The sequence below is a fragment of the Natrinema sp. 74 genome (assembly GCF_046097095.1).
In the GTDB taxonomy this organism is placed as follows: domain Archaea; phylum Halobacteriota; class Halobacteria; order Halobacteriales; family Natrialbaceae; genus Natrinema.
This window is the reverse complement of the sequence record NZ_CP175698.1, coordinates 3,149,003-3,172,086: the sequence shown is the minus strand read 5'-3', so window position 1 is coordinate 3,172,086 and position 23,084 is coordinate 3,149,003. Positions and strand designations below refer to the sequence as shown.

The 23,084-nt window shown below is 66.6% G+C and carries 18 protein-coding genes; 8 read left to right on the top strand and 10 right to left on the bottom strand.

Annotated elements, in window-relative coordinates; translation table 11 throughout:
- The first annotated feature begins 461 nt into the window (after window positions 1-461).
- Window positions 462-1,421, top strand: coding sequence for a transcription initiation factor IIB (locus tag ACJ70B_RS15820; RefSeq protein WP_408957951.1), 960 nt, complete (start codon window positions 462-464; stop codon window positions 1,419-1,421).
- Here ACJ70B_RS15820 and ACJ70B_RS15815 read toward each other — a convergent pair.
- On the bottom strand, window positions 1,414-1,590 hold the full coding sequence (locus tag ACJ70B_RS15815) for a hypothetical protein (protein WP_408957950.1): 177 nt from the start codon (window positions 1,588-1,590) through the stop codon (window positions 1,414-1,416). The genes ACJ70B_RS15820 and ACJ70B_RS15815 overlap by 8 nt on opposite strands.
- Before the next feature lie 232 nt (window positions 1,591-1,822).
- Between ACJ70B_RS15815 and ACJ70B_RS15810 the strand changes: the two genes are divergently transcribed.
- Together ACJ70B_RS15810 and ACJ70B_RS15805 are read left to right on the top strand one after the other, a co-directional pair.
- Window positions 1,823-3,736, top strand: a complete 1,914-nt coding sequence (locus ACJ70B_RS15810; RefSeq protein WP_408957949.1) for a DEAD/DEAH box helicase — start codon at window positions 1,823-1,825, stop codon at window positions 3,734-3,736.
- Between the two features lie 114 nt (window positions 3,737-3,850).
- Entirely contained in the window at window positions 3,851-5,641 is a 1,791-nt protein-coding gene (locus ACJ70B_RS15805) for a helicase HerA domain-containing protein (protein ID WP_408957948.1), read from the top strand.
- A 37-nt stretch (window positions 5,642-5,678) separates the two neighbouring features.
- On the opposite strand, the gene ACJ70B_RS15800 is transcribed toward ACJ70B_RS15805, so the two are convergent.
- Entirely contained in the window at window positions 5,679-6,803 is a 1,125-nt protein-coding gene (locus ACJ70B_RS15800; protein ID WP_408957947.1) for a DegT/DnrJ/EryC1/StrS family aminotransferase, read from the bottom strand.
- A 226-nt stretch (window positions 6,804-7,029) separates the two neighbouring features.
- On the opposite strand from ACJ70B_RS15800, the gene ACJ70B_RS15795 reads away from it, so the two are divergent.
- Together ACJ70B_RS15795 and ACJ70B_RS15790 are read left to right on the top strand one after the other, a co-directional pair.
- Window positions 7,030-8,658 (top strand): alkaline phosphatase family protein, encoded by a 1,629-nt coding sequence (locus ACJ70B_RS15795; RefSeq protein WP_408957946.1) that lies wholly within the window; start codon window positions 7,030-7,032, stop codon window positions 8,656-8,658.
- Window positions 8,655-9,665, top strand: coding sequence for a lipid II:glycine glycyltransferase FemX (locus ACJ70B_RS15790; RefSeq protein WP_408957945.1), 1,011 nt, complete (start codon window positions 8,655-8,657; stop codon window positions 9,663-9,665). Before ACJ70B_RS15795 ends, ACJ70B_RS15790 begins: the two co-directional genes overlap by 4 nt.
- 34 nt (window positions 9,666-9,699) lie before the next feature.
- Here ACJ70B_RS15790 and ACJ70B_RS15785 read toward each other — a convergent pair whose 3' ends face one another.
- On the bottom strand, window positions 9,700-9,996 hold the full coding sequence (locus ACJ70B_RS15785) for a MarR family transcriptional regulator (RefSeq protein ID WP_408957944.1): 297 nt from the start codon (window positions 9,994-9,996) through the stop codon (window positions 9,700-9,702).
- 297 nt (window positions 9,997-10,293) lie between these two features.
- Between ACJ70B_RS15785 and glmM the strand changes: the two genes are divergently transcribed.
- Window positions 10,294-11,619 carry a phosphoglucosamine mutase gene (gene glmM, locus ACJ70B_RS15780; protein ID WP_408957943.1) on the top strand — a complete coding sequence of 442 codons (1,326 nt, stop codon included), beginning with the start codon at window positions 10,294-10,296 and terminating at the stop codon, window positions 11,617-11,619.
- 84 nt (window positions 11,620-11,703) lie between these two features.
- Here glmM and ACJ70B_RS15775 read toward each other — a convergent pair whose 3' ends face one another.
- Window positions 11,704-11,910, bottom strand: coding sequence for a hypothetical protein (locus ACJ70B_RS15775; RefSeq protein ID WP_408957942.1), 207 nt, complete (start codon window positions 11,908-11,910; stop codon window positions 11,704-11,706).
- A gap of 390 nt (window positions 11,911-12,300) precedes the next feature.
- Here ACJ70B_RS15775 and glmU point away from each other — a divergent pair, with 390 nt between their 5' ends.
- A complete protein-coding gene (gene glmU, locus ACJ70B_RS15770; RefSeq protein WP_408957941.1) occupies window positions 12,301-13,482 on the top strand; it encodes a bifunctional sugar-1-phosphate nucleotidylyltransferase/acetyltransferase in 1,182 nt (393 codons plus the stop codon).
- A gap of 348 nt (window positions 13,483-13,830) precedes the next feature.
- On the opposite strand, the gene glmS is transcribed toward glmU, so the two are convergent.
- Window positions 13,831-15,642 carry a glutamine--fructose-6-phosphate transaminase (isomerizing) gene (gene glmS, locus ACJ70B_RS15765; RefSeq protein ID WP_408957940.1) on the bottom strand — a complete coding sequence of 604 codons (1,812 nt, stop codon included), beginning with the start codon at window positions 15,640-15,642 and terminating at the stop codon, window positions 13,831-13,833.
- 628 nt (window positions 15,643-16,270) lie between these two features.
- Here glmS and ACJ70B_RS15760 point away from each other — a divergent pair.
- The gene (locus tag ACJ70B_RS15760) at window positions 16,271-16,459 is read left to right on the top strand and encodes a DUF5786 family protein (protein WP_408957939.1); all 189 of its coding nucleotides are present in this window, start codon (window positions 16,271-16,273) and stop codon (window positions 16,457-16,459) included.
- Between the two features lie 166 nt (window positions 16,460-16,625).
- Here ACJ70B_RS15760 and ACJ70B_RS15755 read toward each other — a convergent pair whose 3' ends face one another.
- From ACJ70B_RS15755 to ACJ70B_RS15735, 5 genes are all read right to left on the bottom strand, one after another.
- Window positions 16,626-17,354 (bottom strand): helix-turn-helix domain-containing protein, encoded by a 729-nt coding sequence (locus ACJ70B_RS15755; protein ID WP_408957938.1) that lies wholly within the window; start codon window positions 17,352-17,354, stop codon window positions 16,626-16,628.
- 322 nt (window positions 17,355-17,676) lie between these two features.
- A complete protein-coding gene (locus ACJ70B_RS15750) occupies window positions 17,677-20,934 on the bottom strand; it encodes a bacterio-opsin activator domain-containing protein (protein ID WP_408957937.1) in 3,258 nt (1,085 codons plus the stop codon).
- Window positions 20,935-21,174: 240 nt separating this feature from the next.
- Complete coding sequence (locus ACJ70B_RS15745) at window positions 21,175-21,597, bottom strand: universal stress protein (RefSeq protein WP_408957936.1); 423 nt, start codon at window positions 21,595-21,597, stop codon at window positions 21,175-21,177.
- A 209-nt stretch (window positions 21,598-21,806) separates the two neighbouring features.
- Window positions 21,807-22,496: a cytochrome c biogenesis CcdA family protein gene (locus ACJ70B_RS15740; RefSeq protein WP_408957935.1), complete on the bottom strand. Its 690-nt coding sequence runs from the start codon at window positions 22,494-22,496 to the stop codon at window positions 21,807-21,809.
- 1 nt (window position 22,497) lies between these two features.
- Window positions 22,498-23,082, bottom strand: coding sequence for a TlpA family protein disulfide reductase (locus ACJ70B_RS15735; RefSeq protein WP_408957934.1), 585 nt, complete (start codon window positions 23,080-23,082; stop codon window positions 22,498-22,500).
- Between the last annotated feature and the right edge of the window lie 2 nt (window positions 23,083-23,084).

The window sequence follows — 23,084 nt, the reverse complement described above, 5'->3', positions numbered from 1 at the left end:
GTCGATTGTGCGAACGTATCGATGGCGTACGTCGATTCCACTCCCCGGCGACCGGACGCCGTCGGGGGTCGAAGGGCTGCGTGACAACACGGCACTGGTACCGACCGTTCGGTGCAACCGATATAAAGTCGAACGACAGTTCACACGCGAAAGAGCTATTTACCCGATGAACAGGGGGTTTACGTCGCCGAGGCGCTACAACGATCGCCACCATTCATGTGGCATGTGGGCATTGTCCATGGTGGGTCGAAGTGGCCGGGCAACGGTCGCTTCACCCCGACGCGACCGATGGGACACGGTCTTGGCACGGCCGTCGCGGGTTCTCGCTCGAAGCACGCGGCGGCCACGTCGTTCGATTTTTCTCTCTCTTTCTTCGACGCTGGGAACGCCACAGTAAGTCGGTGTTTCCCGCGAAACCATGTGAACCCCTTACAGTGCCGGCACGGTTTCGTCCGGTACTGATGACGCGGTCTATCATCGATCAACACAGCAGCGAATCACAGTCAGAGGAGGGCGAGACTGGTCTGTGTCCCGACTGCGAGACCGACACGATCGTCCACGATCCGGACCGCGGCGAGCAGGTCTGTGCGGACTGTGGCCTGGTCTTGAGCGAAGACCCCATCGATTACGGCCCGGAGTGGCGAGCGTTCAACGCCCAAGAGCACGACGAACTCTCTCGCGTCGGTGCCCCGCTGACCCAGTCGATGCACGACCGAGGGCTGACGACAACCATCGACTGGCGGAACAAAGACGCCAACGGGCACTCGATGTCCGCCGACAAACACGGGCAACTCCATCGACTCCGTGTCTGGCAGGAACGCATTCGAACGAAGAACGCGGGCGAACGAAACCTCAAGTACGCCCTCTCCGAGATCGATCGAATGGTCAGCGCGTTAGGCGTCCCCAAGCCCGTCAAGGAAACGGCGAGCGTCATCTACCGCCAGGCGCTCGAGCGAGACCTCATTCGCGGGCGTTCGATCGAGGGCGTCGCGACCAGCGCCCTCTACACCGCGTGTCGTAAAGAGGACATACCGCGAAGCCTCGAGGAGGTAACGGCCGTTTCACGTGTCGACCAGCGTGAGATCGGTCGCACCTACCGGTACATCGCGGACGAGCTCGATATCAACTTGGAGCCGACGAATCCTCGCCAGTTCGTCCCCCGATTCTGCTCGGAGTTAGACGTCGACAAGGACGTGGAAACCAAGGCCATCGAGATCATCGACCGGACCACCGAACAGGGGCTACACTCGGGCAAGTCGCCGACCGGCTTCGCCGCGGCCGCGATCTACGCCGCCGGCCTCCTCTGTGACGAGACCATCCCGCAACGCGCCGTTGCCGACACCGCCCAGACGACCGTCGTCACCGTCCGCAACCGGTACCGTGAGCAACTCGAGGCGATCGACCAGCAGCCCGCTACATGATCGATCGGTCGTCTTCGTCGTAGACCTCCTCGTCGAGCAGCGCGTGTAAATTACTGTACGGAACGAACGCGAGGAAGTGGTCGTCCTCGTCGTAGAGCTCGAGGCCGTCGTCGGTGTGCTCGTAACGGTCACAGACGATCTGTCCTTCGGGGAGGATCGCGCGATACATACGCGGATGAACGCCGTCCAATCAAATATAGGTAGCCGGTGGTTTGGGTGAGTGGATTTCGTGCTGTCTCGCTTACGAATGCGGTACCGTCCGGAATAGATCGACAGCAACAGAGCCGGCGATGGAGTGGACAACCAGGCGAAGAACGGTACGTGACGTCTCTCATCGATGCCTGCGCGTTCCAGTCCCCCGAGCGAAATTGGTTTCCCCCCACCGCCGCTACGACTCGGCAGTGACTGACGAAGGTTCTTCGACGCCCTCCGACGAACAGCGAAGCGACCTCTCGGACCGGCCCGACGAGGCGGCGACCGACGCCGACAGAGAGGCCGACGAGAACGACGCCGACGCGTTCACTATCGCCGACTTCCATGACGCCAGCCAGCGGGAGGGCCGTCCCGTCCTCACGGCCGCGGCCGTCTCCCGCGCCCTCGAGCTCCCCCACGAGGAAGCCAGCGACCGACTCGAGGCCCTCGCCGAGCGCGGGGAGCTCGAGCGTCACTCGGTGTCGACCGATCCCGTCGTCTGGTACCCCAGCGAACTCGAGGACCTCACGGACCGAGAGCGGACCGTCGTCTTTCCGAAGCGCCGGGAGATAATCGTCGATCGGCCCGACCAGTTTACGCGCGCGCAACTCTCGCAGTTCGCCCATTTGGCCGACGCTAACGGCGAGCAGGGCTATCGCTACGTCGTCCGCCCGGAGGACGTCTGGGGAACGCCCCACGACAGCTTCGACGAACTGTCTCGGACGATGCGTCAGGCGCTCGGCCAGCGCTCCGAAGAGCTCGAGGAGTGGATCGAGAGTCAGTGGGACCGCGCCCACCAGTTCCGGCTCGTAACTCACGAAGAGGGCTATACGGTGCTCGAGGCCCAGAGCCCCGAGATCATGGGCAACGTCGCCCGACAGAAGTTAGACGAGGAGCACGTCCACGCGCCGATCTCCGAGACCGAAGACTGGGTCCGCGAGGGGGCAGAGGCCGCGATCAAACGGATTCTCTACGAGGCCGGCTACCCGGTGCAGGACCACCGCGAACTCGCCTCGGGCGAAGCGCTGCCGATCGAACTCGGCGTTCAGCTCCGGGACTACCAGCAGACGTGGGTCGACCGCTTCGCCGAGGCCGGCGAAGGAGTCTTCGTCGGCCCGCCGGGCAGCGGGAAGACCGTCGCGGCGATGGGCGCGATGGCCCACGTCGAGGGCGAGACGCTGATACTGGTGCCCAGCCGCGACCTCGCGCGCCAGTGGGCCGACGCCGTCCTCGAGTACACCTCGCTCGAGCCCGACCAGATCGGGCAGTACCACGGCGGGCAGAAGAACGTGCGGCCGGTGACGATCGCGACCTACCAGATCGCCGGGATGGACCGCCACCGCTCGTTGTTCGACGACCGCGAGTGGGGGCTGGTGATCTTCGACGAGTGCCAGCACGTCCCCTCGGACGTCTACCGGCGGAGCACGCACTTACAGTCCAAACACCGCCTCGGGCTCTCCGCGAGTCCGATCCGGGAGGACGACCGCCAGACAGAGATCTTCACCCTCGTCGGCCCGCCGATCGGCACCGACTGGGAGGCGCTGTTCGAGGCCGGCTTCGTCGCCGAACCCGAACTCGAGATCCGCTACGTGCCGTGGGGCGACGACGAGCAGGCAAACGCCTACGGCTCGGCCGACGGCCGCGAGAAGTACCGCATCGCCGCGAAAAATCGGGGGAAAGTCGACGAGGTCCGCTACTTGCTGTCGGCCCACCCCGACTCGAAGGCGCTGGTCTTCGTCGACTATCTCGAGCAGGGGCGGGACCTCTCGGACGCACTCGACGCGCCCTTCCTCAGCGGGGAGACGCCCCATCACGAGCGCCGTCGGCTGCTCGAGGAGTTCCGCCGGAACGAGCGCGACTTGCTACTCGTCTCTCGAGTCGGCGACGAGGGGATCGATCTGCCGACGGCCGATCTGGCGATCGTCGCCTCGGGCCTCGGCGGGAGCCGCCGGCAGGGCACACAGCGAGCGGGTCGAACGATGCGCCCCGCTGGCGGCGCGCTGGTCTACGTGCTGGCGACGCGAGGGACGCGAGAGGAGGACTTCGCGCGCAAACAGCTCCAGCACCTCGGCCGGAAGGGGATGACAGTCCGCGAGCAGACGGTCGAACGCGACGAGCGCTGATCGATTCCGAGGCCCGGAGGACTCCGACCCTGAGCCGAGGCCAATATTCAAGGTCACGTGTTCGGACTGTACTGATAGCATGAACGAGTCGCGCGTACTCGAGGTGGTGCGGCGGTGAGCGACGAACCGACGCAGCGCCAGATCCTCGTCGGCGAGACGGCCGACGGTGCGAACCTGAAGCTGCCGGTCGTCGAACTGCTCACCGGGCGCGGGTTCGTCACCGGCAAATCGGGCTCGGGGAAATCAAATACCGCGTCGGTCATCGCCGAAGAGTTGCTCGAGGCCGGCTACCCCCTCCTGATCGTCGACACCGACGGCGAGTACTACGGGCTCAAAGAGGAGTACGAGATGCTCCACGCCGGGGCCGACGAGGAGTGTGATATCCAGATCGGCCCGGAACACGCAGAACAGATGGCGACGATCGCGCTCGAGGAGAACGTCCCCGTCATCCTCGACGTCTCGGGCTATCTGGACGAGGACGTGGCCGACGAACTGCTTCGGGAGGTCGCCCGCCAGCTGTTCGTCAAGGAGAAGAAGCTCAAAAAGCCGTTCCTGCTGGTCGTCGAGGAGGTCCACGAATACATCCCGGAGGGCGGCGGCGTCGGCGAGACGGGGAACCTGCTGATCAAGATCAGCAAGCGCGGCCGGAAACACGGGTTGGGCATTCTGGGGATCAGCCAGCGCCCGGCCGACGTGAAAAAGGACTTCATCACACAGGCGAACTGGCTCGTCTGGCACCGGCTGACCTGGGACAACGACACCAAGGTCGTCGGCCGAATCATCGACACCGAGTACTCCGAACTCGTCGCCGACCTCAACGACGGGCAGGCGTTCGTCCAGACCGACTGGACCGAAGTCGACGTGCGGAAGATCCAGTTCCGCCGCAAGCGGACCTTCGACGCCGGCGCGACGCCCGGCCTCGACGACTTCGAGCGGCCCGAACTCAAGTCGGTCTCCGACGCGCTCGTGGGGGATCTCCAGGAGATTTCCGAGCGCAAGGACCGCGAGCAGGACCGGATCAACGAACTCGAGACCGAACTCGAGAAGAAGGAAAAACGGATCGAGACCTTAGAGGACGAGTTGGCCTCCGCGCGGGACGTCTCGAGCGCGGCCAAGCAGATGGCCGACGCCCTCCAGAACACGGAGACGGTTCAGTCGCAACTGCCTGGTGGCGGCGAGGACCTGCGCCGGCTCCACGAGGAGATCGCCGACCTCGAGACCGAACGCGACGACCTTCGGGAGACGCTCGCGGCCCGCGACGAGCGGATCGCGGACCTGACGGCCGAACTCGAGGCGCGGGCCGAGAACCTGAATCAGCTCAAACGAGAGAACGAGCAGCTCCGGTCGGTCGTCCGTGACCTCGAGCGCGAGCGGCCGTATCTCGATGCCGGCGAGGCTGAGGAAGGCAATGCGGACGACGATGCCAGCGAGGTTGAGGAAGATAACGCGGACGACGATGCCGACGAGTCGGAGATCGTTCAGGCCGGCGGCGAGGCCCACGAGTACGGGTACACGCCGGTCAACGAGGAGGCCGACACGGACGCGTCGGCGGACGCTGACGGAGACGCGGACGCGGCCGGTGAGCCAGAGTTCGTCGTCGCGACTGAGGAGCGAGACCTCGACGACCTCCTCGAGGACACCCGGATCAGCGCTCGCGTACACCGCGCCTGCGAGGGGTCGCGGTGCTCGGTCGAGACGGCCAGTGACGTACTCGCCGTGTTCGCACGGGAGGGACCGCGAGAGACGGACCCAGTCGCCGCCGCGGTCGATCGATCGCCGGTCGCGGTCCAGAGTCTCCTCTCGGAGCTTCGGACGGAAGGGGTCCTCGAGCGGACGGGCGAACGGACGTACGGCCTCAGCGACGACGTGCTCGCGAAGCTGACCGAAGCCGCCGCGGCCGAGTGACGTCGGCGGCGTCGCGGTTCACGCGGTTCGAGCGTGGTCAATCCACGAGTCGGTCGCCGACGGCCTCGATAGCGGAGGGCTCGATCCCCTGGTGGACGGGCAACGCGACGAGGTCCGTCGCGAGCCGATTCGCGGTCTCGTAGGCCTCGTTTCCGTGGACGCACTTGCGGAGAACGGGCCAGGAGTGAGCACCGACGACGGCGCAATCTGTGAGTTCCGATCGGAACGCGGCCGGCTCGTCGGCGCGGACGGGGAACTCGTAGGGACTGATTCCCTCGGGAAGCCGTTCGTAGAGTGGGGTCACGTCGTCGCGGTCGGTCAGGACCCGCCGCCAGGCCCGGAAGTTCTTCCGGCGAGTCGCCCGAATCGCGTTGGGATCCGCGGCGTCGGTGACGGCCTTCGAGAACCGCGACATCGGGACTTTGGCGGCCTCGTACCGCGCTTCGGGGTCGACGGTTGTGGGGTCGTCTGTGCCGTCCGCGAAGAACGTCTCGACCGAACGATGTAGCGACGGGGTCGCCCCGAGGATGGTTTCGGCGACCGAGGAAGCGACGTATCGGCAGTCAGTGGCTGCGACCCTGTCGGCGGGACCGGCAAGCGGTGACGGCTCGAACGCCTCGCGGACCTCGTCGTCGGCACGATAGAGGACGGCACCGTCCGGCACCGGAAGCAGTTTCCGCAGCGTCGTGATCCCGAGGTCGCCGACGGTGCCGAGTAGCGTCCCCTCGTCGACGCTGAGCGCGCCGTGTGCGTTGTCGTCGACGTGGTAACAGTCGTATTCGTCGGCCAGCGACGCGAGCCGCTCGAGGCCGGGCTGGGGGAAACCGAAGTAGTTGACCGAGACGATCGCGGCCGTCTCGTCGTCGAGCCGGCGCTCGAGGTCGTCGAAATCGGGGGCGAGCGAGCGTTCGATCGCGTAACACTGCGACTCGAGGCCGAGTTCGTGAAACGGTTCGACGACGGCGGGCGAGAGGTAGGCGGGGACAAGGACGGTTTCGCCGGGCTCGACGAGGCCGGCGAGGCCGTCACGGAGGGCGACTTTCCCGGCCCCGTAGTATGTGAACGCAACATCCGGAGCGTGTCGGTCGACAAACGAGCCGATTCCCGGGCCCCCCGACCGCGAGAGCGACGCGTCGAACACGGAAGGGGTGGCACCGATCATACGTCGAAGTGGCGTCGAGAGCAGGTGGCAGTCGCGACGATCATCGGCGTACAACGGGGACGAGCGACGACTTAGTGATAGGGTCGGTACTGGCCCCGCAATCAGTACTTACACGGACGGGCGAGGACCTCCTCGGAATCGCTATCCCGAGCGTAGCGTCGGCAGTACGAGCATACGGCCGGCCAGCAGTCGCATAACAAAGCACGGGCGAACGGACACCGCGTCCATGGCAGGTTCGACCGACGAAGAAGACCTTCGTCTGCTCGTTGTGGGGCTCGACGCCGGCTGTCGGCCGATACTCGAGCCGTTGTTCGAGTCGGGCGACCTACCTACCCTCGAGCGGCTGTTCGAAACGGGGGCCGCGGGACCGCTCGAGTCGCAGATCCCACCGTGGACCGCAAGCGCTTGGCCGTCGCTGTACACCGGAACGAACCCGGGCAAGCACGGCGTCTACGACTTCCTCTCGTTCGACGGCTACGACTGGGACGTCGTCAACGCCTCGCATGTCCGGGCGCGACCGATCTGGGAGCTGTTGAGCGACCACGGCTTTGCGAGCGTCGTCGTCAACGTGCCCGTCACCCATCCGGCGCGGGAGTTCGACGGCGCACTGATACCGGGGCTGACGGCTCCTGAGGACCCCGACTGTCACCCCGAGGGGATCTTGGCGGACGTGAAGCTGGCCTGTGGCGGCGACTACTGGCTCTACCCACAGCGCAGCCCGGAGCCGGATCGATCGATCGAGGGGTACGAACGGACGGTCGAACTCCGAGGGAAAGCGTTCCGGTATCTCGCCCGACGGTTCGATCCCGACTTCGGATTCCTCCAGTTCCAGCAGACCGATTCGGTGTTTCACGAGCGATCCGGCGACAAGCGGGCCATCGAGGCGGTCTACCGCGAAGTCGACCGACAGGTCTGCGAGACGATCGAGCGGACCGATCCCGAGAACGTCCTCGTCGTTAGCGACCACGGCATGGGCAAGGTGACCGGCACCGAGTTCCGAGTCAACGAGTGCCTCCGAGACGAGGGCTACGTCAGCGCCACGAGCGGCGGCGAGGGGATGCCAACCTGGTCGAAGGCCTGGGAGAACGACTTGCTCTACGGAGACGAGGCCCGCGACCACGAGCCGAGCGCGCTCGAGCGAGCGATGAGCGTCGCGGCGAACGTCGGGATCACGACCCAGCGCGTCGCAAGCGCGCTCGATCACATCGGGCTCAAAGAACCGATCGGCCGGCGGATACCGAACGATATGATCCGTGCAGCGAGCGAACAGGTCGAGTTCCCCGCGTCACGGGCCTACGTCCGCTCGAAGAGCGAACTCGGCGTCCGGATCAATCTCGAGGGGCGCGAGCCGAACGGGCAGGTCCCTGAGTCGGCGTACGAGACCGTCCGCGACGACCTCATCGAGACGCTCTCGGCGGTCCGAACGCCCGACGGTGAGCCGATGTTCGACGCTGTCGAGCCCCGGGAGACGTACTTCGAGGGGCCCCACGTCGAGTTGGCCCCCGACGTGGTGACAGTCCCGGCGGCGTTCGACAACGCGATCTCCGCCGACCTCGGGACGGGGCGGTTCGGCGAGCCGATGGACCCGTGGAACCACAAGCGGACCGGCGTCGTCGCGGCCGCCGGCCCGGCGTTCGACGAGTCCGCCCGACTCGGGGACGCGACGATCTTCGACGTCACGCCGACGATCTGCTCGCTATTCGATGTCCCGATCGACACTGCGATGGACGGCGACCCGCTCCCGGTCGTCGACGGGAGCACAACGGAACCGTATCCGGCTTATGAGCCGACCCCGATCACGGCGACCGACGACGGCACCGTCGAGGATCGGCTCTCGGACCTCGGCTATCTATGAGTATCGACATACGCACGCTCGATCCGCGAACGGACGCCGACGAGTGGAACAGCTACGTCGAACGATCGGCGGGGTCGAACCCCTTCTTCCGGGCCGAAGCGATCCGGTTACAGGCCGCTGACACGGGGACGACCCCCCACTTGCTCGCCGGGTTCAAAGGGCAGGAACCCGTCGGCATCTTCCCCGTCTTCGAGTACGCCAAGGGACCGATCACCGGCGCGTTCTCTCCGGCCCCCTACTCGTGGGCGTGTTACCTCGGCCCCTCCCTGCTGAACGTCGACAAGCTCAAACAGCGCAAGGCCGACCGCCGAGTCAAACGGTTTCTCGAGGGCTGCCTCGAGTGGATCGACGAGGCGATCTCGCCGCTGTACAGCAAGTTCGTCACCGCGGAGTTCGACGACGTCCGCCCGTTCGTCTGGAACGAGTACGACGTCAAGCCGGGTCACACGTACGTCGTCGACCTCGACGGGACTGAAGCGGAGCTACTGAAGCGGTTCAGCAGTGACGCGCGCAGCAACGTCCGCAACGCCGACGAAGACAGATACGATATCAAAGAGGGGACGACCGACGATGTCGGGCGAATCGTCGACCAGGTCCGCCAGCGCTACGAGAATCAGGGGCAGTCGTTCCAACTGAACCCGAATTTCGCCCGATCGCTGCACGAAGAACTCCCCGACGGCGCGCTCCGCCCGTACGTCTGTCGCGTCGGCGGCGAGTTCCTCGGCGGCATTCTGGTCATCGAATCAGACCGGACCCGATACCGGTGGCAGGGCGGCGTTAAACCGAATGCCGACGTCGACATCGCGATCAACGACCTGCTCGACTGGCACGTCATGCGAGACGGCCTCCGGGACGGGATCGCGGAGTACGACCTCGTCGGCGCTGGCGTCCCGAGCATCAATCGATACAAGGCGAAGTTCAACCCGCGCCTCGAGACCCACTACGAGATCACGGCCGGTGCGTTCGGGATCGACCTGCTGGTCGATCGATACCGGAAACACCGGTAGCGCGTCTCCCCGCCGTTTCGCGAGACGGGCGAGCTTAGTCCTCGGTCCGGTACTTCGACTGCCGGGCGTCTTCGAGACAGGCACGTCTGGTGACCAGTCCGCTGTCCTCGAGTTTTCCCAACGCGTAGCGGGCAGTCCGCGGACAGAGCCGCGACTCGGCGACGACGTCCTCCTGGGTCAGCGGTTGCTCGTACTCGAGGACCTTGTAGACGAGTTTGGCACTCGGCGGGAGATCAGTGAGCGCGGCGTCGGTAGTGGTCGAGTCGCCGCTCTCGTCGGCCGCGGCGTCGGCGGTGCCGTCGACCTCGGTGTCCGAGTCGGTCGCGCTCATGCGTCACGACCCTCCAGAGCCGACATCGATCGAGATCGGAACGCAGGCGGTGCGAGTAGCATTCTCGGTCGAGACTACCGCGGTGACTCACATATACGGCACCGACAGTTCAGAAATACAGGCGGAAGCTAACGAGGGGAGCGGCGCGATCGAATCCGGGGCGGCAGCGACGGCGGACGACCGCCGATCGATGCTCGAGGGGCCGACACGGGAGCGACCGCAGGAACCGAAATGCGGCCGGCTCGTGCCGGCAGTAACCCGTGCATAGTAAGGCGAGCGGCCCCCTCACAGCACACCATGTTCGGAACCAGCGGTATTCGCGGACGGGTCGGGCGCGACGTGACGGCCGAGCTGGCGCTGTCGGTCGGCCGTGCGGTCGCCTCTGAGGGCCACGATCGGGTCGTCGTCGGTCGCGACGTGCGGGAGAGCGGCTCGATGCTCGTCGACGCGGTCGTCGCGGGACTGTGTGAGTGCGGCGCGGACGCGCTCACGGTCGGCGTCGCGGCGACGCCGACGATCGCGCGAGCGATCGAGCACCTCGAGGCCGACGCGGGGATCGTGGTGACGGCCTCGCACAACCCCGCCGAAGACAACGGGATCAAACTCTGGACCCCGTCGGGGAAGGCGTTCGGCCCCGACCAGCGCGACGCGATCGAGCGCCGGTGCCGCGAGGACGCATACGAACTGGCCGACTGGAACGGCGTCGGTGACCGTCGTCACCGCGAGGGGGTCAGCGACCACCACGCCGGAGCGCTCCGATCGGCCGTCGACCTCGAGCGAGACCTCAGCGTCGCCGTCGATATCGGCAACGGAGCCGGCGGCGTGACAGCATCGGTACTCGACGATCTCGGCTGTCACGTCCACACGCTTAACGGGCAGGAAGACGGCTCGTTCCCCGGGCGGCCGAGCGAGCCTACCGCGGACACGCTCGAGACGCTGTCGACGCTTGTCGCGTCGACGGACGCCGAGTTGGGAATCGCCCACGACGGCGACGCCGATCGCATGCTGGCGGTCGACGAGACGGGAACGTTCGTGCCCAAGGACGCGCTGCTCGCGCTATTCGCTCGAGAAGCGGCGGGAGAGGGTGACCGCGTCGCCGCCCCGGTCGACACCAGCCTCGCCGTCGACGACGCGCTGGCGGCCGTCGGCGCGTCGCTGACCCGCACTCGAGTCGGGGACGTCTACGTCGCGGAGCGAACGACGGCGGACGACGTGGTCTTCGGCGGCGAACCGAGCGGGGCCTGGATCTGGCCGAGCGAAACTCTGTGTCCGGATGGCCCACTCGCGGCCTGTAAGCTGGCCGAACTGGTCGCAAAACGGGGGCCGCTGTCTGCGCTCATCGACGAGCTCGAGCAGTATCCGATCCGGCGAACGTCGATCGAGGTCGAGGAGAAAGCGGCGGTAATGGCCGAAGTGGACGACCGAGTGTGCGAGCGATACGCGGAGGTCGACACGCTCGACGGCGTTCGGGTCGAAACGGAAGACGGCTGGTTTCTGCTCCGGGCGAGCGGTACCCAGCCGTTGATCCGGGTGACGGCGGAAGCGCGATCAGCGGCCGACGCCGATGCGCTGTTCGAGGAGGCACGGGCCGTGATCGCCGACGCCATCACGCCGAACGTCTGAGGAGAGCCGAGAGGGGGGATCGAGCGACCGAGGTCGCGAAGGACGACGGTGTGTACCGCGGGATCGACGGCGAACCGATGCCGGCTATCTCGCTTCCTTGGGGATGAAATCCGAAGTCTTCATTTCGCGGTACGTCGCACAATCGGGACAGGCGTGAACCACGTCACGATTGTCACCGAAGACGCGGGCGAACTGGCGGGTCACCTGGTTACCGCAGTTGACACATCGAGGGGCGCTCGTCTGTTTCCGGGACGACATTGGCGTCCACTTCGCGGATGGATCCGTCGACATCAACAACCCGTAACCACAGAAGGGTATTTACTATAGACAGCATAATCGACACCGTGAGCGGTAGTTGCTGGTTCAAGCAGGAAATACCATCGGGCTCTTACACTCCACATATCGAGAGTGTCACGGTCTCGCTCAGGAGAAATACGATATTTAGGGGGCGTAATATGATATTTCGCGGGGGGAATGCGGGGTATATATCTAGTTTGTGATAGATACCAGAAACGACTGTTCGAACGGAACGCCCCGTCCCAATCATATCAGAATCGAAATACATCTCGTGTCTCTTTCGGAAACGACCAACGACAACCGGTGTTGCTCGAGACGGTCGTTGCGAATCCTACTGGTGTAACAGCCGTATAATTATTCACCGGATCGGGGTACGTGGCGGTGATGAAAGCGATCGTTCTCGCGGCAGGCGAAGGCACGCGAATCAGACCACTCTCTGTGGCTCGGCCGAAACCGATGCTACCGGTCGCGGACCGACCGCTCGCCGCCCACACAGTCGACGCGGCCGTCGACGCGGGGGCCGACGAGATCGTCCTCGTCGTCGGCTACGAGGCCGAGACGGTCCGAGAGTATTTCGGCGACGAGTATCGCGACCTCCCGGTCTCCTATGCCGTCCAGACGGAACAGGCGGGGACGGCCGACGCGGTCAACGCCGCCCGCGACCACATCGACGGTCCCTTCGCCGTCCTGAACGGCGACAACCTCTACGATCCGGCCGCGATCGACCGACTGTTCACCGAATGCCCGGCCGTGTGTGCCGTCGAGGTCGCCGAACCGAGCAACTACGGCGTCGTGAGTACGACCGACGGAACCGTAACCGACATCGTCGAAAAGCCCGCCGAGCCGCCGACAAACCTCGCCAACGCCGGCGCGTACGCCTTCCCCGAAGACGCCCGCGAGTGGCTCGAGGTGCCCGCGAGCGAACGGGGCGAACACGAGATCACGGACGTCCTCGCGCGCGTCATCGACCAGTACGCGGTCAGCCCCATCACGCTCGAGCGGTGGCTCGACGTGGGCCGTCCCTGGGAGCTACTCGAGGCCAACGAGTGGAAGCTCGGCGAGCTCGAGCGCCGGATCGACGGCGATGTGAGCGACGCGGCCCACCTCGAGGGCGACGTGGTCGTCGAGGCGGGCGCGACTGTCGAGCCCGGCGTCGTGATCGAGGGGCCGGCGCTGATCCGCAAGGGAGCCGAGGTCGGACCCAACGCCTACGTCCGCGGCGCGACGCTGATCGGCCCAGACGCCGAGGTCGGCCACGCCGTCGAGATCAAAAACAGCGTGATTTCGCGGGGCACCTCGGTCAGTCACCTCTCCTACGTCGGCGATAGTGTGCTGGGTCGCAACGTCAACTTCGGCGCGGGGACCAACGTCGCCAACCTCCGCCACGACGACGCCGATATTCGGTTCACGGTCAAAGGCGAGCGCGTCTCGACCGGCCGACGGAAATTCGGCGTCATCGCCGGTGACGAGGTTAAGACGGGCATCAACGCGAGCCTCTCACCCGGACTGAAACTCACTACCGGCGCGACGACTGCGCCCGGCGAGACGGTCGACCGAGATCGGTAACGCACCGGATGCTCCCGCTGAGCGGCCGACCGAATGCACCCCGTAACTAGCAAGTGAACCCTTTATATTACGGCGAACCCCTAGTCGAACTGGAGGGTATCGGTCGATACTACTGACTCCGGTCACGTCGATACCGGAATCTCGATCGCCACAGCATCCCTCCACGTTCGATTCCGACATCGTTCGAGTACGGGTCGCTCTCTGACGATGCCGTGCGGACCCCGAGACTACGGGGGTGGTCTCGCGTCCTGCGGCCTCGAGACCCTTACTCGAGTCCGATCGAAGCCGACGGTACTCGAGCGGAGAGCCGTCTCTCGAGAGTCGAGGCGAACGGGGAGGACGGCCGGCCTACTCGACCGTGACGCTCTTCGCGAGGTTCCGCGGTTTGTCGATCGGCCGATCGAGGAGGTCGGCGGCGTAGTACGAGACCAGTTGCAACTGGACGTTCGCGAGCAGCCCCGCCAGATCGGCGTCCGTGTCGGGAATCGCGAGGTGTTCGTCCGCGGCCTCGACGGCCGAGTGACCGTCGGGACAGATCGCGATAACGGGCGCGCCGCGGGTCTGGGCCTCCTCGGCGTTTTTCAGCGTCTTCTCGTCTTCCTCGCCGGTGAAGACCGCGAACACCGGCGTCTCCGGCGTGACCAGCGCCAACGGGCCGTGTTTGAGTTCGCCGGAGGCAAAGCCCTCGGCGTGCTCGTAGGTGATCTCCTTGAACTTCAGCGCGCCCTCGAGGGCCACGGGGAAGCCGAGTCCGCGGCCGATGAAGAAGTACGACCGGCTGTCCTCGTAGTGCTCGGCGATCGTCTCCGCATCGGAGGTCTCGAGCAGGTCGTCGATCGCACCGGGTATCGACGCGAGTTCGGGTAGCAGCGACTCGAGATCCGCCGGCGGCTCGCCGTACCGGTCGGCGGCGATACGCTGGGCGAGCAGCGTGAGCATCACGGCCTGCGAGGAGAACGTCTTCGTCGCGGCGACGCCGATCTCCGGCCCGGCTCGAATGAAGAGGGCGTCGTCGGCCTCGCGGGCGGCCGTCGAGCCGACGACGTTGGTCACCGTCACCGTCCGCGCGCCCGCGGCGGTGGCCCGCTGGAGGGCGTTCAGGGTGTCCGCGGTCTCACCGCTCTGGGTGACCGCGATCACCAGGGTGTCGTCGTCGATCGGCGGGGCCGCGGCGCTGTACTCGTTGGCCAGCAGCGCAGTCGACCGCACGCCCGCCCGATTCAGCGCGACCGACCCGTACAGCGCGGCGTGGTAGGAGGTCCCACAGGCGACGAACTGAACGCTGTCGATCCCGTCGAAGGTTCCCGGTTCGAAGTCTGAGAGCGCGATCCGACCGTTCGTCGGATCGATCCGGCCCTCGATCGCCTGGGCCAGCGACGTCGGCTGCTCGCAGATCTCCTTGAGCATGAAGTGATCGTACTCGCCTTTCCCGGCCTGTTCGGGGTCCCAGTCGACCGTCTCGGGGGTGCGCGTGACCGCGTTCCCCTCGAGGTCGGTGAATTCGACGCCGTCCCCGTCGACGACGACGACATCGCCGTCCTCGAGGTAGACCACGCTGTCGGTGTACTCGAGAAACGCCGGCACGTCGCTGGCGAGGAAGTACTCGCCGTCTTCCATACCGACCACGAGCGGGGAGCCCTGCCGGGCCGCGTAGAGGACGTGTTCGCCCGACACCATCGCGGTGACGGCGTAGCTCCCCTCGAGTTCGTCGACCGCCCGGCGGAACGCCGTCTCGCTGTCGTAGCCGGCGTCGAGGTAGTACTGGACGAGGTGGGGGATGACCTCTGTGTCGGTGTCGCTTGTAAACTCGTAGCCGCTCGCCGCCAGGCGCTCTCTGAGCGCCGCGTAGTTCTCGATGATTCCGTTGTGGACGACGGCGACGTCCTCGCTCTCGTCGGTGTGGGGGTGGGCGTTCGCGTCGGTCGGCGGCCCGTGGGTGCTCCAGCGAGTGTGCCCGATGCCGACCTCGCCGTTGAGCGGTTCGCCGATCGATTCCTTCAGCTCCTCGACCTTCCCACAGCGCTTCTCGACGTTGATGCCGGACCCGTTCTGGACCGCGACGCCGGCCGAATCGTAGCCGCGGTACTCGAGGTTCTCGAGTCCGGTCAGTAGCGGCTCGAGGGCGTTGCCGTCGCCCACGCGGCCGATAATGCCACACATCGTGGAATCACCGCCCGATGGGTCGCTCGGGACGGTCGTCTCGTCCGTCCGCGGCGTCCGTTTCCGGCGCGGGTGCGGTATCGACGCGGCTGTCTCCCGAAAGCGATGCGAACGCTGGTGGAGCGGACTGGTGGTACGTGGCGGTTGTTCCAGACGGCAGACGGTACGCAACCATGAGCGAAGTTCAAACCTCCCGAACCCATTACTATAGACGGACTACTGAGCCCTGTAGTCACCGTGTACTCGGCCACCGGGCACCGGCTATCGCGAGCGCCAGCCCTGCGAGCGACGGGGCGAAAGAACGCCACCGAAACACGGACTGGCGGTCGTACCCCCCGATCGCTGTCCGTCGCAGAACCTATCGTGCCCGTAGCAACCGTACGCCGACCGAACAGGGAATTCTGGCCGGAGTACGGACAGATGAACGGTCGGTAGCGACGGCGAAATCGACGGTACGGAGCGAAAAGATCGACGTGGGATTCGACGGAACGGAATCGAACGGGGATCACCGCGCGAACGCTCGTCGGCGACCGCCGAGGACCGTTCTATCCCCGCGTGCGGACAGGGAACACACCCGCAGACGGAACGAATCGCCACACCTTTTGCAGTGCGTAGGGACACACAGAGTATGGGTTTTGGTAGCTACGACGAGTCCGAACAGCAAGAGCAGACGACCGATGACGAGGACGTAGAAGCCGTCAACGTCCACGAGCACGAACATCACGGCGAGATGTCGTTCGAGTCCGACGTCTCGACGGACGAGTTGGTCTCCCAGCTCGGCTCGATGAAAGACGAAGACGACGAGTCGAACGAATAACGCATCCGCAGGCGCGTCGATACGCTCGCCGCACTGATCGACCGCGACTGGGACGACGCGGTCACACGTTTGTTCTGCTTTCTGAACGCCGTCCGATCTATGAGCGGACGGAAGACGGCCACTCGAGCGACGAATCGCCCGCCGAAACCGACTAGCCGGCCGTGGGTCAGGAGAGCGTCGATTCGCAGAGTTCGCCGATCGCCCGCCGCAGCCGCTGAGAGACGGCCGATTTCGACACCTCGAGTCTGTCCGCGAGTTCGTCCTGTGAGATGCCACGCGGTACGTCGAAGTACCCCTCCTCGTGGGCGACGGCGAGTAACTCTCGTTGTTTCTCGGTCAGGGCGACGACGCCGTCGTCACCGTCGTCAGACACCCGGAGGTGGTCGACCGTGACGGAGATGTCTCGCTCGCGACAGTAGTCGTTGAAAGCGACGAGACGATCGCGGTCGGGGAACCGCAGCTGGACCAGCCAGCCGTCGCGCGAACTCGAGAGCTCGAGCAGGCGGCCGCCGACGTCGGCGGTTGCGGCGGTGAACGTGAGCGTGTGGTCGGCGAGCGCGACGCGGTAGATCCGTCTGTCCGGATAGCGATCGACGAGGACCGGCTCGGTGACGGTCGAGTCCGTCCTGAGGGCGGCCTCGAACTCCTCGAAGGCGGTGCCGTAGACGGTAATGAACACGATCGTCCGGTCGGCGTCGACGGCGGTCCAGTAGTCGGGCTCGACGGTCACGTCGGCGGTGCGCCGAAGCGTCGGGCGCAGGAACAGGTTTGGGTGATCGAGTCGGAGTTGGGCGACGATCCCGCCCTCGGCCATCGATCGAATCTCCGCGCGGTCACCGTCGATCTCCGTGACCGCATCGGGCAGTTCGTCGGCATCGGCGCTGTCGATGCTCATCGAACCACCCGCGGTCCGGCCGACCGACCGTCGTAACATCTTCTTACCTCGAACGCACTCATTGAATTGCCCATTAGGTGCCGGGGATATGACCGTGCGCGCTAGATACCGAACCGGATCGTGCACCGCCGTCAATACATATTCATCGGCCAACTATCTGACTGGTCTTTCGACGAGCGGAAATAACGTGTTACCCCGCCGAAAGCCGTCAATACCGGCGGGCTGCTCCGATGATCCCCGCAGAACAAACCCCGGAGAGTCGCCTCGACAGCCTGTGACACGTGCTACCGAGACCGGACGAAGCGTGGTGGGAGAAAGCGACTCAGTCGCCGGTCGTATCGTCGAGCAACAGCGCGAACAGTTTCCGCTGGGCCAGTCGGAGGTGACGGCTGAACGTCGGCTGCGAGACGCCGAGGGACTCGGCGACCTCCTCGCCAGTGTGCTCGCGGGGCCACTCGAAGAAGCCGCCGTAGTAGGCCGCCTCGAGCGTCCGCCGCTGGCGCTCCGACAGGTGCTCGTGCAGTCGATCGAACGGACGAGTCGGTTGCGGCGGTCGATCCCGTTCCCGGCGCGCGACCAGTTCTGCTTCCGAGTACGTCCGCTCGAGCGCCCGGACGAACGGCCGAACGGCGATCGGCCCTCCGAGTTCGATCACCAGCCGGGTTCGGCCGTCGACCGGCGACACCGATCGGAGGACGCCGCCGCGGTCGGCGATCGTCCGAGCGACGGTCGCGTCTGGCAGCGCGACCTCGAGGACGATATCGCCGGTGTTGCTTCCGATGAGCGAAACCGAATCGACCGTCGACAACGACGCAACCGCCTCGCGCGCCGCGTCCGGATCGGACGCCGCGACCGCACAGAAGACCGTCGAACCGCCGGACGACCGCGGAACGGCGGCTCGCACGTCGATCCGCCGGCCGAGTCGATGGGCGATCGCCGACAGCGGCTCCGCGTCGTCCCGGAGCTCGACCTCGAGTTCGGTGCTCCGGTCGGCGAGCAGCGCTCGCGTCGTCTCAATCGCGGCGATCGCCTCGCCGGCGATTCCGGCGAGATGATCGCAGGCCCGTTTTGTGCGGTCGTCGAAGGCAGACGGCCGATCCGCGTACGCGGTGAGCGTTCCGTACCGAACCTCGCCCGCGGTGATCGGGACGCTCAGCGCGGACCGAAAGCCTCGCTCGAGGAGGCGGTGTCGCCACGATCGGTCTCCGTCCGTCTCGGACCGACGAGCGGAGGCATCGGACCGGCGAGCCCCGTCGGGAGCGAGGTCCTCGAGCACCGCCGGCGTCAGGGTCGTCGCCGCGGTCGCCGTCGGATCGCCGTGCTCTCGGTCCGTCGGCACCGACGACGACTCGAGGAAGTCACCGTCCCGACCGGCCCACGTCGCCGGGACGATCACCTCGCGGCCGTCATCTGCACGGCCGACCCAGGCGAGGTCGAGTTCGCCGCCCGACTCGAGCGGTGTCAGCGAGACGGCGGCTTCGCAGAGCAGTCGTTCGACGTCCTCGCGCGTCTCGGCGTCTAGCATCGATCGTTCGGCGTCCCGAAGCCGCTCGGTCCGGGTCGCGACGGTCTCGAGGTGGGTCCGTTCGCGCCGACACGTCCGCAAGTCGGCGGCGGCTTCGAGACGCGCGAGCGCGACGCGTGCGGTATCCGAGAGGGTCTCGAGCGGAGCGAAATCAACTCCTTCGAACGCCAGCGGTTCCGCACCGGTCGCGAGGACGACATCGCCGGACGAGATCGGAACGATCAGAAGTTGCTCGGCGCGGCCGACCGCCGCACCGAACAGCCCCCGAAACGCGCCCCGCTCGGAGACGGTCGGAGACCCGTCCTCGAGCACATCGGCCAGCGGCGTCCCGTCGGGATCGATCGACGGCGGGTCGATCGACCCGTCGTGGCTCCCCGAGACTCGATCGGCCGCGGTCACCGCCGCCGGTCGGAAGCCGTCCGCGTCGGCGAGATACCAGGCAGCGATGTCGGCGTCCGCGTACTCCCGAACGGCGTCGACGACCGCCGACCGGACGGCCGACGGCGTCTCGGCCTCGCGGAGGGCGGTCGCGGTTCGGCGGACCGTCTCGAGTGCGGCGGCTGCGGAGCCACGCCGATCACGAACCACACAGAGCGTCCGCTCGGGCTCGGACAGCTGGGCCACGAACACGTCGACCGGGCGGGACGCGTCGGTCATGAGGTCGCCCGTGACCGGCTCCATCCACCTGACGGCCGGCGAGCGCGCCCGCTCTCGGACCGCCGACGCGAGGGCGTCGTCGAACAGCGCCGTGAGGTCGCGGCCGACGAGGTCGGCCGTTCCGGCGAGGTCCCGCAGGGCCGGATTGGCCAGTCGCACCGTCGACCCCTCAAGGACGGCGACGCCGTCGTCCAGCGCGTCGACGACGGACTCGAGGAGGGCGAGCCGGTCCCGGTCCGTCGCGGTCGCTTCGTCTGGCAATCGGTCGCTGGCGTGGATCGAGACGCCGTCATCGCCCGGGTGGACGGCGACGGTGAGCGGCCGTTCGAACGCGGACGGGGCCGCCTCGAATGTGACGACCGCGTCCGTCGCCCGAGACTCGCGGACCCGATCGGCGAGCGTCCCGGCGAGGTCGTCGGGCAGCAGGTCCCAGACGACCATGCCGGTCGGACTCTCGCGATCGGATCCGCGGTCGGGACGGGCGTCCCCGTCGTGTCCCTCGCCGGCCGCAAACAGCTCCATCGCGGCCGCGTTCGCGTACTGCAGTTCGTCCCGCGGACCGAGCCCGAACACGGCGTCCTCGAGCCGGTCGACGGCCGTCGTCGCGGCATCGCCGGTGTCCGAGTCGATCTCCGGAGCGCCCGTGTCCGTGACGACGATCCCCTCGACGGCCGGATCCGCGAGCCGATTCGTACAAGAAAGCGCCGCGACGCGCCACGTGCCGTCGGCGCGGCCGACCCGACAGGTGACGCGCTCGGTCGTCCCGACGGGGGCCGCCGCGACGGAGGCGATCGTCTCGCGCACCGCCTCCCGGTCGTCCGGATGCACAATCCGTGTGAGCGACGTCCGCTCGAGTTCGGCCGGCGTGTACCCGAACCGTGACTCGACTGCGGGCGTCGCGTACGCGACCGCACCGTCGGCGTTGACCACCCAGACGACGGCGTCGGCGGACTCGAGGATCGGTCGGGAGCGTCGGTCCGCGCCCGCCGCCGCGAGGCGATAGCGCTCGCGCTCGGCGGCGGTCCTGATACGCGCGGCGAACACCGTCTCGGACGCATCGCGGTCGACGACATCGCTCGCACCGGCCTCGAGCGCCCGGCCGGCGTCGGCCTCGTCGGCGACGGCGACGATCGGCCGGCCGTCGGTTCGATCGGCGAGGCGCTCGAGGATCGATTCCGACGCTGACGGACGGCTTGCGGCCGCGTACGGACAGACGAAACAGTGGATCTCTCGGTCGGCGAGGCGCTCCGTAGCGCCCTCGACCGTCCGTTCTCTGAGCAGCGAGGCAGCGCCGAATTCCGCCTCGAGAGCGGTCATCGCATCATCGGCCGATTCTGAGTCACCAACGATCAGAACGCACGGTGCGTCGCCGGTAACCGTCGTCGCATTGTCGTTCATCGGACGGCCACCTCCGGTCTGCTGGTCTTGCGCGGTCGAGCGGCCTTGCTCGACGCGGCCGTGCGTTCGGCCGAGACTCCGTCCTGCCAGCGCCGGTTCGATGGACTACGCACTCGGCGGCTCGAGCCGCGCTCGAGGGGGAGAGTCGCGATAGCGGCCGACACACATCCCCTCGGCGCACGTATCGATTCAGTCTCTGCACGCAAGACGGTGGTACGAGTCACCGGGACCGGGAAAGCGTCAGGACTGGTCGCGAACCGTGACGACCGGCACCGGTGCGTTCCGGACGATCTCCTCGGCGACGCTGCCCGAAATCAGATGATCGAGCCCCGACCGGCCGGCCGTTCCGACGACGATCATGTCGACCGGGTTCGTCTCAGCGAAATCGACGATCTGCTCCTGTGGAACCCCGTGACGGATGTCCGTCGTTACCTCGACGCCCTCGCGATCCGCCGCCTCAGCGGCCTCCTCGGCGGCCGTCGCGGCCTCGTCATCCGGGTCGTGGCGCAGCCGATCCTCCTTGTCCTCGGCCTGCGGTCCCGATTCCGATACCGATACGACGTGGAGCGTCGCATCGAGTTGAGCCGCGAGCTCCACCGCGTGATCCGTCGCCCGACGGGCCGGATCGCTACCGTCCGTCGCGAGCAGGAGATCCTGATACATCGTCCTTCTGCTCGTTCGAGCGGCAGTCGCATACATCTCGGACCTGCCATTGCCGGCCGACTTGTGACTATCCATCTGAGAGACCCATTCACAAGGCGACCGTCCACGTCTGACCGCAGTTTTGACACCCAGACCGCCGTTCCAGTTCGAATTCGGTGTCGATCAGCGATAACCGCCCGCTCCGACAGTGTGGAGGAGATGGGAGTCGCCTACAGATAAGGGACGGAGATTACCTCGAGCACGACGACGGCGAGGTAGAGCTGGCCGACGCCGGCGACGATCATGACCGCGCCCGCGAGACGCTCGAGCAGCCCGGAATAGGCCGCGAGCCGACCCGCCCCGGCGATGAGGCCCATCCCGGTCGCGACGGTCAACGAGATCATGAGCACGACGAGGCTCCCGACGTACGTCCCGAGGAGGACGATCGCCGAGGACGCCGGCAGCGACAACGCGCGCGTGATCACGCTCAGAAACACCGGCGCGACACAGCCCGCCGCCGCCAGCGCGTAGCCGACGCCGAAGACCGCGAAGCCGAGCACGCTCGAGCGTCGCTTCGGGAGCGGGACCGTCAGCGACGGGGCACGGCCGGTGACGACCAGGAGGCCGAATCCGATCAGCACGACGCCGGCGACCACCTCGAACAGGGTGACGGACGACAGCGCCGAGTAACCGATCCAAAACGCCGCTCCGAGCAGCGCAGCGAAGGTCAGAAGGACGCCGAAACCGGCGGTCAGTCCCCGGCTCAGTGCGCCGCCGAGCGACGCCCGCTCGCCGTCGGTCTGACTCGCGTAGAATCCCACGTATCCGGGCAAGAGCGGATACGCACAGGGCGAGAAGAAGGTCGTGATCCCGGAGGTTAGACCGAAGAGTACCGACGTGGTAACCGCCGCGTCGACCATCCTACGTGCCTCCACCCTCGACCGCTCGCTCGATGCCGGCGACGAGTTCGTCCGCCGACTTGATACCGGTTTCGCGCCATCGGAGGGTCCCCCCGGCGTCGATCGCCACGGCAGTCGGATACCGGCTCCCCCAGTATCGGGATGTGAGCTTCGTGGTCGGATCGAGACCGACCGTCCAGTTGCCGCCGTGGTCGCGCCACCAGGAGGAGAGTTCCGACAGCTTGATCGACTGGCCGAACGGTTCGGTGGTCACCGACAGAAAGACGACGTCGTCCGACACTCGGGCGTTCGCTTTCGCGAGCGCGTCCATCTGCTTCTTACAGGGCGCACACCACGTCGCGAAGAAATCGACGAACGTTGGTCGCCCCGGTGTCGGTACCTTGACCGTGCCGGCCTCGCTACCGCGCGCGTCGACCGTCTCGATCTCAAGTGGGTCGAACTGCTGGCCGACGAGCCCGGACGAGTCGTCGTCGGACTCGTCGCCAGAGCCGCCGGATCTGAGATTCCCGCCGGTGGCCGCGAGCGCACCGGCACCGGCGACGATGCCAGCACCGCCGAGTCCGGCGAGGATCTCGCGTCGTCGCATCG

What these genes read in the sequence shown, in the direction of transcription:
- ACJ70B_RS15820 (WP_408957951.1), top strand. Translation starts at nt 462, where the DNA reads ATGACGCGGTCTATCATCGATCAACACAGCAGCGAATCACAGTCAGAG.
- ACJ70B_RS15815 (WP_408957950.1), bottom strand. Translation starts at nt 1,590, where the DNA reads ATGTATCGCGCGATCCTCCCCGAAGGACAGATCGTCTGTGACCGTTAC.
- ACJ70B_RS15800 (WP_408957947.1), bottom strand. Translation starts at nt 6,803, where the DNA reads ATGATCGGTGCCACCCCTTCCGTGTTCGACGCGTCGCTCTCGCGGTCG.
- ACJ70B_RS15795 (WP_408957946.1), top strand. Translation starts at nt 7,030, where the DNA reads ATGGCAGGTTCGACCGACGAAGAAGACCTTCGTCTGCTCGTTGTGGGG.
- ACJ70B_RS15790 (WP_408957945.1), top strand. Translation starts at nt 8,655, where the DNA reads ATGAGTATCGACATACGCACGCTCGATCCGCGAACGGACGCCGACGAG.
- ACJ70B_RS15785 (WP_408957944.1), bottom strand. Translation starts at nt 9,996, where the DNA reads ATGAGCGCGACCGACTCGGACACCGAGGTCGACGGCACCGCCGACGCC.
- glmM (WP_408957943.1), top strand. Translation starts at nt 10,294, where the DNA reads ATGTTCGGAACCAGCGGTATTCGCGGACGGGTCGGGCGCGACGTGACG.
- ACJ70B_RS15775 (WP_408957942.1), bottom strand. Translation starts at nt 11,910, where the DNA reads ATGTCGACGGATCCATCCGCGAAGTGGACGCCAATGTCGTCCCGGAAA.
- glmU (WP_408957941.1), top strand. Translation starts at nt 12,301, where the DNA reads ATGAAAGCGATCGTTCTCGCGGCAGGCGAAGGCACGCGAATCAGACCA.
- glmS (WP_408957940.1), bottom strand. Translation starts at nt 15,642, where the DNA reads ATGTGTGGCATTATCGGCCGCGTGGGCGACGGCAACGCCCTCGAGCCG.
- ACJ70B_RS15760 (WP_408957939.1), top strand. Translation starts at nt 16,271, where the DNA reads ATGGGTTTTGGTAGCTACGACGAGTCCGAACAGCAAGAGCAGACGACC.
- ACJ70B_RS15755 (WP_408957938.1), bottom strand. Translation starts at nt 17,354, where the DNA reads ATGAGCATCGACAGCGCCGATGCCGACGAACTGCCCGATGCGGTCACG.
- ACJ70B_RS15750 (WP_408957937.1), bottom strand. Translation starts at nt 20,934, where the DNA reads ATGAACGACAATGCGACGACGGTTACCGGCGACGCACCGTGCGTTCTG.
- ACJ70B_RS15745 (WP_408957936.1), bottom strand. Translation starts at nt 21,597, where the DNA reads ATGTATCAGGATCTCCTGCTCGCGACGGACGGTAGCGATCCGGCCCGT.
- ACJ70B_RS15740 (WP_408957935.1), bottom strand. Translation starts at nt 22,496, where the DNA reads ATGGTCGACGCGGCGGTTACCACGTCGGTACTCTTCGGTCTAACCTCC.
- ACJ70B_RS15735 (WP_408957934.1), bottom strand. Translation starts at nt 23,082, where the DNA reads ATGCGACGACGCGAGATCCTCGCCGGACTCGGCGGTGCTGGCATCGTC.